Source organism: Nonomuraea diastatica (genome assembly GCF_004349015.1).
Lineage (GTDB): Bacteria > Actinomycetota > Actinomycetes > Streptosporangiales > Streptosporangiaceae > Nonomuraea > Nonomuraea diastatica.
The window spans coordinates 22,820-33,439 of record NZ_SMKP01000114.1 but is presented as its reverse complement, the minus strand read 5'-3'; the positions used below and the strand labels follow the sequence as shown (position 1 = coordinate 33,439).

At 70.6% G+C, this 10,620-nt stretch carries 10 protein-coding genes; 9 read left to right on the top strand and 1 reads right to left on the bottom strand.

Annotated elements, in window-relative coordinates; all coding sequences use genetic code 11:
* The 8 genes from ssd to E1294_RS32865 form a co-directional block, all read left to right on the top strand.
* On the top strand, window positions 1-939 hold a 939-nt coding region (gene ssd, locus E1294_RS32900), incomplete at its 5' end, for a septum site-determining protein Ssd (protein WP_132514864.1).
* Entirely contained in the window at window positions 936-2,096 is a 1,161-nt protein-coding gene (locus tag E1294_RS32895; RefSeq protein WP_132514863.1) for a TadA family conjugal transfer-associated ATPase, read from the top strand. The genes ssd and E1294_RS32895, both read left to right, overlap by 4 nt.
* Complete coding sequence (locus tag E1294_RS32890) at window positions 2,093-2,803, top strand: type II secretion system F family protein (protein ID WP_132514862.1); 711 nt, start codon at window positions 2,093-2,095, stop codon at window positions 2,801-2,803. The genes E1294_RS32895 and E1294_RS32890 overlap by 4 nt, the downstream gene beginning before the upstream one ends.
* A gap of 46 nt (window positions 2,804-2,849) precedes the next feature.
* Window positions 2,850-3,623 carry a type II secretion system F family protein gene (locus tag E1294_RS32885; protein ID WP_165977596.1) on the top strand — a complete coding sequence of 258 codons (774 nt, stop codon included), beginning with the start codon at window positions 2,850-2,852 and terminating at the stop codon, window positions 3,621-3,623.
* A gap of 687 nt (window positions 3,624-4,310) precedes the next feature.
* Entirely contained in the window at window positions 4,311-4,472 is a 162-nt protein-coding gene (locus tag E1294_RS56305; RefSeq protein ID WP_281284549.1) for a DUF4244 domain-containing protein, read from the top strand.
* A 56-nt stretch (window positions 4,473-4,528) separates the two neighbouring features.
* A complete protein-coding gene (locus tag E1294_RS32875; RefSeq protein WP_246083455.1) occupies window positions 4,529-4,849 on the top strand; it encodes a TadE family type IV pilus minor pilin in 321 nt (106 codons plus the stop codon).
* Window positions 4,850-4,913: 64 nt separating this feature from the next.
* Complete coding sequence (locus E1294_RS32870; RefSeq protein WP_281284550.1) at window positions 4,914-5,285, top strand: Rv3654c family TadE-like protein; 372 nt, start codon at window positions 4,914-4,916, stop codon at window positions 5,283-5,285.
* 452 nt (window positions 5,286-5,737) lie between these two features.
* Window positions 5,738-7,438, top strand: coding sequence for a hypothetical protein (locus E1294_RS32865; protein ID WP_132514858.1), 1,701 nt, complete (start codon window positions 5,738-5,740; stop codon window positions 7,436-7,438).
* A 79-nt stretch (window positions 7,439-7,517) separates the two neighbouring features.
* Here the strand turns inward: E1294_RS32865 and E1294_RS32860 are convergent, their stop codons facing one another.
* Window positions 7,518-9,860, bottom strand: coding sequence for a DEAD/DEAH box helicase (locus tag E1294_RS32860; protein WP_342775111.1), 2,343 nt, complete (start codon window positions 9,858-9,860; stop codon window positions 7,518-7,520).
* A gap of 409 nt (window positions 9,861-10,269) precedes the next feature.
* On the opposite strand from E1294_RS32860, the gene E1294_RS32855 reads away from it, so the two are divergent.
* Entirely contained in the window at window positions 10,270-10,620 is a 351-nt protein-coding gene (locus E1294_RS32855) for an STAS domain-containing protein (RefSeq protein ID WP_043629845.1), read from the top strand.

Below are 10,620 nucleotides of genomic sequence, written 5' to 3'. Positions count from 1 at the left end.
GCCCACGCCCGCCCCTACTGGAACCTCGCGCCGCTGATCGCGGTGGGCGCCGACCAGGCGGACGCGGTGGCCGCGGCCTCACCCCCGGCCCGCGACCAGATCCTGCTCGTGACACGAGATCCGGACGACCCCGACACGTGGCGAAAATGCGTCGCCGTGGGCGCCCAGTCCGTCGTGGTCCTCCCGAACGACGAGCGCCATTTGGTGGAGCGGCTGGCCGACGCCATGGAGCCCGACCCCCGTTCCGGGGCGTTGATCGGCGTGCTCGGCGGGCGCGGCGGAGCGGGCGCGAGCGTGCTTTCCGCCTGCCTGGCCCTGCGCGCCTCGGGCGATCAGCTCCGTACACTGCTGGTCGACGCCGACCCGCTGGGCGGCGGCATCGACGCACTGCTCGGCCATGAGGAGGCGCCGGGCGCGCGCTGGGGAGACCTCGTGGCCAGGGAAGGCCGCATCAGCTCCAGCGCGCTGCAGGCCGCGCTGCCGTCGTTCGGCGACCTGGCGGTCCTCTCCTTCCACAGAGGCGAGGTGGCGGCGATCCCGGCCCAGGCCATGCGCTCGGTCCTGGAGGCGGGCAGGCGCGGCTTCGACCTGATCGTCGCCGACCTTCCCCGCCACCTCGACCCCGCCGCGATCGAGGCCCTCACCAGGGCGAGGACCACACTGCTCGTGGCCACCGCCGACGTGCGCGGCCTCCTCTCGGCGGCCCAGGTGCTGGGCGAGGCCCGCAAGCACACCTCAGACCTGCGGGCCGTCCTCCGCCCGGGAGTTCTGGACGACGGCACGGCCACCGGATCCCTTGGCATCCCCGCTGCCGGCAGCCTGCCCGACCAGCCGCGCCTCACCACCACACTCAACCGGGGCGAGCTGCCCCGACTGGGCCCCCGCACCGTGCTCGGTGCCCTGTGCTCCTCGCTGCTCCGCGACCTCCTCCCGGCATGACGCCCCTGGTCTCGCCCGAGCTGGTGGAGGCGGTTCGCGTACGCCTGGCCCGCACGGGGGCCGAGCCCAGCGCCGCCCAGGTGGCGGTGGCGCTCAGAGCGGAGAAGGCCGTCTATGGCGACGCGGAGATCCTCGCCGTGGCAAGAGCGCTCTGCGCCGACCTGATGGGCGCTGGCCCGCTGGAGCCGCTCCTGGCCCGCCCCGAGGTGACCGACGTCCTGGTCAACGGCCCGCGCGAGGTGTGGATCGACGAGGGCGGCGGCCTGCGCCGCACGTCGGTCACCTTCTCCGACGACGGTGCCGTACGCAGGCTGGCCCAGCGCCTGGCGGCCGCCGCCGGGAGACGCCTCGACGACGCCTGCCCCCATGTCGACGCCCGGCTCGCGGGCGGCGTCCGCCTCCACGCGGTGCTCCCGCCCGTGGCGGCCGGCGGCACCTGCATCTCGCTACGCCTGCCGCCCCGGCGCACGTTCACCCTGTCCGACCTCGTCGCGGCCGGCACCCTCACCCCACCCGCGATCCCCGTGTTGTCCGCCATGGTGACCGCCAGACTCGCCTTCCTCGTGACCGGCGGCACGGGCACCGGCAAGACCACGCTCCTGTCGGCCCTGCTCTCCTTGGCCGACCCGGGCGAGCGCCTCCTGCTGGTGGAGGACTCGGCCGAGCTGCGCCCGGTCCACCCGCACGTGGTTCGCCTGGAGACCCGCCCGGCCAACCTGGAGGGCGCGGGCGGCGTGGGCCTGCGCGATCTGGTACGCCAGGCGCTGCGGATGCGTCCTGACCGCCTGGTGGTCGGTGAAGTGCGCGGATCGGAGGTGGTGGATCTGCTGGCGGCCTTGAACACCGGGCACGAAGGCGGCTGTGGCACGTTGCACGCCAACACCGCGGCCGACGTACCTCCCCGGCTCGAGGCGCTGGGCTGCGCGGCGGGCCTGAGCAGGGAGGCCGTGCACAGCCAGCTGGCGGCCGCGCTCGACGCGGTCGTCCACCTGACCCGCGACCGCCCCGACGGACGCCGGCGCATCGCCGAGATCTGCCTGCTCACCAGGACCCCGACCGGCCTCGTCGAGTCGGTCCCCGCCCTGACCTTCGACGCCGACGGCCACACCCACGTCGGCCCCGGCTATAACGCCCTGGCTGGAAGGGCCCTGCTATGAGCAGCGCGCTGATCGTCGCCGCTGTGTGCACGGCGTGCGCCGTGTGGATGTGGACCGGCCCAGACCTCGCCACGACCCGCCTGGGCAGGCTGACCGGGAGCCGGGCCAGGCCGCGGTGGCGCTCGCTCGGCCGGTTGCTGACCCGTGCTCGCCCGGCCCGCCGCGCCGACGCCTGGCGCGGCGCGTCCATCGAGCTGTGCCAGGCCCTGTCGGCAGAGCTGTCCTCCGGCCGCACCCCCGGCGAGGCCCTGACCAGGGCCCTGGCATCGGTCGACTTCCCCGACCCGGAGACCCTGCGCCCGGTTGTGGCCGCGGCGCGAGACGGCGGCGACGTCCCCGCGGCACTGATCGCCGCGGCCCCGCCGCAGGGAGGCGAGGGCCTGCGCCGGCTTGCCGCCTGCTGGGAGGTCGGCGTCACGGTGGGCGCAGGCCTGTCAGCCCTGGTCGACCGGGTGGCGAGCGCGTTACGCGCGGCACAGGCCCACCGTCAGGACGTCGCCGCGCAGCTGGCCGGGCCTCGCACGACGGCCAGGATGCTGGCCGCGCTCCCGGCCCTGGGCCTCCTCATGGCGGCGGCCCTCGGCATGCGCCCCCTCGCTTTCCTGCTCGGCAGCCTGCCGGGCCTGATGTGCCTGGTGGCGGGGGTCACCCTCGACGCGTGCGGCCTGTGGTGGACCAACCGCATGGCCGTCCGAGCCCAGGGCTGAGCCCTGGTGGCCTCCCGGCCCGTACATGACCGAACGGATCTCACCGATGTTTCCACTGCTGTCCGCCCTGTCCGCCGGCCTGGCCGCGTGGTTGTGGCTTTCCCCGATGACCCCGGCCGGACGTCTGGCCCGGCTACGCCCTCCAGAAAAGCTTCCCCGCAGCCAGGCCGAAGACCCGCCGGCCTGGCTCGATCCGTCCCACGACCCCCCGAAACGGATGACCCGCAAGACCGCCGTCAGCGCCACCTGCGCGGGGTTGATGGCCACCCTCCTGTTCGGGGTCGGAGCCACTGGAATCATCGTCGGCCTGCTGACCATCCCCGCGGTGGCGATGTTCCTGCACGGGAAAGAGCCGCAGCGGGCGCGGCAAGACCGTGAGCGAATCGCCGCCGACCTGCCTTTCGCCGCCGACCTGATGACCGCATGCCTGCTCGCGGGCCGCCCGGTGAGTACGGCCACCGAGATCGCCGGCGACACGATCGGCGGCCCCCTCGGCAGGCGGCTGGGCTGGGTGAGCAGCCGACTGCGCCTGGGCGCCGACCCCGAAACCACCTGGGCGGCCCTTGCCGGAGATCCCGCGATGGGCGGGCTCTGCCGGGCGATGGGCCGGGCGGCTCAAAGCGGCGCGCCGGTGGCCGACGTGCTGACCCGCCTGGCCGACGACGCCCGGGAGGCCGCCAGAGCCGGATCCGTCGCGTCGGCCAGACAGGTCGGCGTCAAGGCCGTGGCACCGCTGGGTCTCTGCTTCCTGCCGGCGTTCGTCCTGCTCGGCATCATCCCGGTGATCGCCGGCCTGGCTTCGACGATCATCCTTCCTTAGCCTCGGCCCTCTTGCCCGTGTTACTCCTCGTCGGGCCGGGAGGGAGTTCACATGGCCGGCGGTTTGCTTGATCACGTCCCGCTCCCGGTACGGCGCCAGGAACGAGGTCAGCGCTGCCAGCATCGCTTCGGGGTTCTGACCGTCCCTTACCCCGTTCGGGCATGGTCGGCCCTTGCCGCAGCGTCCGTTGGCACCCACACCTGTGGCCTGCGGGGAAGCGGGCTGCGGGACGATGCAAAGTTCGACCAGCCGCTCTGAGAGCGGCGCGCTCAACACGGGCATCGTTCCCCAAGGCCGTGGGACATCACACGCCCATGGGACTCGGCAGGTCGGTTATCCACAGGCCCGGCTTTCGGCCGCCACCATCCACAGAACCGCGCTCGGTCCACTGTCCGCAGAGCCTCCTCGGCGACCCTTGGACTCCCGCCGGACAAGACCCGGCTCCGACCATCTGGAGACCCGATGCATGGTTCCATCCCCACGCCAGACGCCGTCAAAGCCGCCGCCGCGCCACGCCCCCACACCCCGCCGGGAGCCAGCTCGGCCCCTTCCATCGAGCACGCCGCCCGCACCACGCCGGCCACCGTGTCGACGCGCGCTGACACCACGCCCCCATCGACGTCCGCCGGTGAAGGAGCCGTCGGAGGGGGCTCGCGGTGGCTATCCAACAGGTGGCTCCACTACGCGGTGGCCAATCGCGAGCGCGGCATGTCCACCGCCGAATACGCGGTGGGCACCATCGCGGCCTGCGCCTTTGCCGCGCTCCTGTTCAAGGTCGTGAGCAGCCCGGAAGTGCAGGAAATGCTGACCTCCCTCATCGACCGGGCACTCAAGACGACCGGTAAATGATCCGCCGCCCCGGGCGGACCTCCGTGGGCGAAAGACGGTCGGCATCGCGGGGCTCGGTGACGGCCGAGACCGCCGCGATGCTGCCCGCTCTCATGGTCGTCCTGGCTGCCGCACTGTGGGCCATCCAAGCCGTCGGCGCCCAGCTCGAATGTGTGGACGCGGCCCGCGCGGCCGCTCGGGCCGCCGCCAGAGGTGAACCACTGAGCCAGGTCCGCGACCACGCCCGGTCGGCCACCCGTCCCAACGCGCGGATAGCCGTGTCCCGTGACGTCGACCTGACCAGGGTGCAGATCACCGTCGAGGTGCGCCCAGCGTGGGGCGGGTCGCTGCCCGCCGTCCAGGTGTCCGCCACGGCCACAGCCGACACCGAACCATGACGACGCCCAGGCTCCTGACCGGAGCGGTTCAGGCAGGAGATCTAGGGTCGCCGAGGAGGAAGAGATCAAGCACAAGGAACGCGGCTCGGCCACGCTATGGGGCGTTGCCCTCATGGGTCTCCTGATGGCCGTCGCCACGGCGTTCGCCACTGTGGGCTCCGTACGTGTGGCCCGCCACCGCGTCAGCAGCGCCGCCGACCTCAGCGCGTTGGCGGCGGCCGAAAGGGTGGTGGCCGACCCGGAGGGTGCCTGCCTGCGGGCCGCGACCCTCGCTGCACAGAACGGCGTCAAACTCACCCGCTGCGAGATCCGTGACGAGGTCGCCGACGTCTGGACCTCGTTGTCGATCTCCCTGCCTATCGCCGGCACCCGCACCCTGACCGGCAGGTCCCGTGCGGGCCCCGCGACGGTGGCCTCGGCCGAAAACGATCACTAGCCCGCCGGCATCGCAGCCACCACCCGCCTACCACTCACCGCCTGCCACCTACCGTCCCGCCACCTAACGCTCGCTGTGTGGCACTGATATGTCTGACATGCGCTGACTCGGGTGGTGAGTCGTGATTCTTGCGATTTGACAAAAATATGTGTGAACGGCAAAAGGGTGGCATCCCGCATTGTGGTGGATGGGGCTTGCGGGGCTATGTCGCAATCCAGTAACGACTCCTTAGACGCGGTGTCCAAGAGCTGGGTATTTCCCGTAAGGTCCCGCTTACCCTCGGTTCATGCCATATGCGACAGAGAGTCTGTGACAGCTCTGACGAAGTCGCTAGGGTGCGGTCCGGGGGCGGTCGGTGACCGTATCGGCCGGGCGGACTGCACTTCCGGTCGTCGCGTGAACGCCTCCGTGGGCGGTCGGGCGACGCGAGGCTCTCGATGGAGGGAAGCGTCGTGACGGTAGTCGGCAAAGTGGTGGCCGCAGGAGCGATCGTGGCGGTGTCCGTCACGCTGGGCGGTTCCGCGCGGGCCGCCTCCGTGACCTGGCAGGCCGACACGTCCGGACAGATCACGTCGCCCACCGACTGTCAGGTGGTCTCGGGCTCGTCCGTCACTGTTTCCGCCCGTACGGGGATGATCCAGCTCAACATGGGCCTATATCTCGAAGGTCCGGCCACCCCCCGTCAGAAGGTCGCCGGAGGCGGCGCCAACCAGACGCTCTCCGGGACGTTCGACGCCGGCGACGCCCCCAACGGCCCCTTCACCGTGATCCTCAAGGGAGAGCTCACCGGGAGGGAGTACGCCACCAGCACGTTCAAGCTGCGACGGCCGGCCGAGGCTCCGGGCAACGTGAACGTGGCACGGCAGGGCGCCGACAAGGTTCTTGTCACCTGGGCCAGAGGTCCGGAGCCCGATCTGCAGTCCTATGAGGTCTCCAACACGCTGACGGGAATCGTCGGGAGGCTCCCCGCCGACAGCGCGTGCGCGGGCACCTCGTGCAGAGCGGTGCTCGCGGTGCCCGCCAAGGCGGAAGGGCAGCGGGTGGCGTTCACCGTCAAGGCCTTCAGGGGCGACGGCGAAGGAGGCTCGATCGGGTCGGACCCGTCGGCCTCCGCCTACCTCGCTTTTCCCGCCAAGCCCACGGCCAAGCCGAAAAAGACCACCAAACAGACGCCGAAGAGCCGAGATGGCAAGAACGTCGACGCGCTGCCGACCCTGCCCGCCAAGAGGCAGCCACTGCCCACGGACGAGCCGACGACCCGTAACCCGAAGACCTCCAAGTTGCCCGACATTCCCGACACCGACACTGACGGCAACCTGCCCATCCCGACAGCCGACGATGATTCGGGCGGGCTCGTCCCGTCCGGCGCCAGGGACGGCACGGACACCGCGCCCGTAACGACCGGTGACGTTAGGGCGCAGTCGAGCGAGTCGCCGCTGGGGGAGATCGGACAGTACGGCCTCTACGTGGCGGCCGGCCTCCTGTTGTTGCTGCTTGGCGCGCACGCGGGCGCCTGGGCGCGGCGGCGGGCCCTTGCCGGTGACGGGGCCGGTGCCACGCCAGCGCCGGTGACCGCGGCCACGCGCGCCGGCCCTGCTTTCGCCGGAGGCGGTACGCAGGCCGCGGAGAACGATGACACCATCCAGCCTGCCGCCACACCGCTCCGGCGACGGCCCACGGTGATCCTGGCCGTGGCGAAGACGCGCGTACCCGATCATTCCCGAACCGAGCAGCCCACAGAGCACCAGCAGTCGGCGAAGCCGGAACGATCCCGGGACACGCCCGGGGAGCGGGCCGCCGCGTTCTCCAAATCCGATCCGGCGCGTAAGGAGATATCCGTCCAGATCGAGGTGGACGATGTCCGGGAAGTTCGCGACGCGGAAGGCACCCGGCAGGGGCCCATGCGGATCGCCTTGCCTAGTTCGGCCGTGACCGACGTGCCCGAGGGCTCGGCCTCCATCACCCCGCCCGCCGTCCGTATCGAAGAACACTGGGACGACTACCTTCCGCCGTCGCCCAGAGCCATGGAGGACAGCGGGTTCTGGGAACGCCCGCAGCCGGGATCCGCTGACTTCTGGGCAGCCGACGAAGGCGACGACCATGAGAATGAGCGTGCTTTCGCTGGCCGCAGGCACAGGGGCGGCGACAGCTGAGGTCACCTGGGCACGATCGTCGGTGAGGCCGCAGGGACGGTCCTGTGATGCCCGGCCGGCGCCGTCGGCGGGTCTTCCCCTATTGCTGGGTCAGCAGGGTGCCGAGGATGCGGATCGCGCCTCGTTTGTCCAAGGGTTCGTTGCCGTTGCCGCACTTCGGGGACTGGATGCAGGAGGGGCAGCCACGTTCGCACTCGCATGAGGTGATGGCCTCGCGTGTCGCCGTCAGCCAGTCCGTCGCGCGGGCGTAGCCGCGTTCGGCGAAGCCCGCTCCGCCCTCGTGGCCGTCGTACACGAAGACCGTGAGCAGGCCCGTGTCGGCGTGAAGTTCGGTGGAGACGCCGCCGATGTCCCAGCGGTCGCAGGTGGCGAACAGGGGGAGCAGGCCGATCGAGGCGTGCTCGGCGGCGTGGGCGGCTCCGCCGAGGTCGATGCCGGCCTCGGCGAGCGGGGCCACCGCGGACGTGGGCAGCGTCCACCAGACCGCACGGGTGCGAAGGGTGCGAGGGGGGAGATCCAGGGGTTCGTCGCCGAGCATCTCGCCCGACTGCAGGCGTCTCTTGAGGTATGAGACGACCTGCCGGGTCACCTCCACCTCGCCGAAGTGCAGCGTGCCCGGGCCCAGGGCATGGGAGCGTTGGGTGCCAAGGATGGAAATGTCGGTGATGTCCCGGGCGAACGTGGTGTAGTCGGGGCTTGCGCTGGAGACCAGGGCGACCCCGGCCTCCAGATCGAGCACCTCCACCAAGAAGGTCTCGCCCTGGTGGAGGTAGACCGCGCCGGTGTGCACCGCGGTGTGGGCGGAGGGCTCGTCCACGCTGCCCAGGAGACGGCCGGTCGACGACTCCACGACCTGGATGGGGGTGCCTCCGCCGCCACGGATGTCGGCGAGGTCGGTGGCGCGCTCGCGCCTGGTCCAGAACCATCCCGCCGGACGCCTCCTGAGCAGCCCCTGGGCGACCAGGTCTTCGAGGACGGCCGGGGTGGTGTCGCCGAAAACGGGCAGGTCGTCCTCGGCCAGCGGGATCTCGGCGGCGGCGGCGCAGAGGTGCGGGCCCAGCACGTACGGGTTGTCCGGGTCGAGAACGATCGCTTCCACGGGCCGGCCGAACAGGGCGTCGGGGTGGTGCACCAGGTAGGTGTCGAGGGGATCGTCCCGGGCGATCAGTATGGCGAGTGCGTCCCGGCCGTCCCGGCCCGCCCGGCCCGCCTGCTGCCAGAGCGAAGCCCGGGTGCCCGGCCAGCCGGCGATCAGCACGGTGTCGAGACCGGAGACGTCCACGCCGAGTTCGAGGGCGTTCGTGGTGGCCAGGCCCATGATCGTGCCCGCGCGGAGCGCCTTCTCCAGGAGCCTGCGGTCTTCGGCGAGATAGCCGGCCCGGTATGCGGCAATCTTGTCGGGGAGGCCGGTCCAGTCGGAGGTGTCCGGGATCGACCAGCCGAGCGAACCTTCTTCGGGCAGATCGCCCTCACCCGCCCCACCCTCGTCCACGGGTTCTCCGGAGGTGGCGAGGCTCGCCGGCGAGCTGGGGCCGTAGTGGACGGTCTCGCTGGGCGAGCCGGGTGCGGAGGTGTGGTGGCCGGTTTCGTCGGGCGAGCCGGGTGCCGGGGTGTGGTGGCCGGTTTCGCTGGGCGAGCCGGGTGGCGATGGTGAGGGGGTGTGGCGGTCGGTGGACGAGGTGAGGGAGAAAGCGACGTCGGCGAGCTTGGCACGGGCGGACAGCGCCACCGTTTCCGCGCCGCGGCGTGAGCGGACGAAGGCGAGTGTACGGATGTCGGCGACGACAAGGTCCGCCAGTAGGTCAGCCGTCTCCGCCGTGGCCGTGCGCCGTACGGGTGCCCCTCCCTCGCCCCGCAGATCCGTCAGGGGCGGCTCCCACAATGCGATGGTCGTCGACCCCTTGGGCGAGGCGTCAACGGTCACCTCGTGCATCTCAAGCCCCGTCAGCCTCTTCGCGAACGCCCCAGGTTCGCTGGCCGTCGCCGAGGCGAGCAGGAACGTGGGGTCTGAGCCGTATCGTGCGCACACCCGGCGAAGGCGGCGCAGGATCTGGGCGACGTGAGAGCCGAAGACGCCGCGGTAGCCGTGGCATTCGTCCACGACGACCATGCGCAGCCGGCGGAAGAACGACGACCACTGGGAATGGCGGGGAAGGAGGCCACGGTGCAGCATGTCGGGATTTGTCAGTACGTAGTTGGCGTGTTGGCGTACCCACTTCCGCTCCTCGAACGGAGTGTCACCGTCGAACGTGGCGGCCCGCACCTTGGTGATGCGCAGCTCGCGCAGGGCGCGCAGCTGGTCGGCGGCCAGGGCCTTGGTCGGCGTCAGGTACAGGATCGTCCCGCCGTCCAGGCACGCCGTGACCGCGGGAGTGAGGTACGCCAGCGATTTCCCGGACGCCGTTCCCGTGGAAATGATCACGTTTCGGCCACGGAATGCCAGGTCGGCGGCCTCGTACTGGTGAGGCCAGAGTCCTGTCACCCCACGGTTCGCCAAGCGCGTAACCAAGACTTCAGACGTCCATTTGGGCCATCGGGCTTGACCCGCCTGACGTGCTGGAACATGCTCCACATGAGTGACGCGCTCACGACGTGCGGGAACACCAAGCAGGTGGTGGAGGAGTGGACCTGCCTGTTCTGGGGAGGATGCGGTGGAAGTCACTGTTTCCAGTCTTGCATCGGTGGGCAAAGTCGTCGGGAATCGTGATTTCGTATAGACACAAGCCAGGCACGTGGTTGAATGCCGCGCGTCAGGGTCGGACAGTTTGGGGCCACGCTCCAGATTGCCAGGCCCGCAAGACTACTTTCGCAGGCGAGGCGCTGGAGGATCTGTGGATCTGAAGTTGGATCACCGCACCGAAGACCGACTCACCATCGTGGAGGTCGAGGGTGAGATCGATGTGTACACGGCGCCGAGATTGCGTGAGCTCCTCATCGACCTGGTGAACAAGGGCAACTTCCATCTTCTCGTCAACATGGAGAAGGTCGACTTCCTTGACTCCACAGGGCTGGGCGTCCTGGTCGGTGGGCTCAAGCGGGTTCGCGCGCACGACGGCTCGCTGGAGCTGGTCTGCACGCAGGAGCGCATCCTCAAGATCTTCCGGATCACCGGCCTGACCAAGGTCTTCGGGATTTACGCTTCGGTCGACGAGGCCAAGGAAGCTCACGGCAAAGACAAGTAG

What these genes read in the sequence shown, in the direction of transcription:
- E1294_RS32895 (WP_132514863.1), top strand. Translation starts at nt 936, where the DNA reads ATGACGCCCCTGGTCTCGCCCGAGCTGGTGGAGGCGGTTCGCGTACGC.
- E1294_RS32890 (WP_132514862.1), top strand. Translation starts at nt 2,093, where the DNA reads ATGAGCAGCGCGCTGATCGTCGCCGCTGTGTGCACGGCGTGCGCCGTG.
- E1294_RS32885 (WP_165977596.1), top strand. Translation starts at nt 2,850, where the DNA reads ATGTTTCCACTGCTGTCCGCCCTGTCCGCCGGCCTGGCCGCGTGGTTG.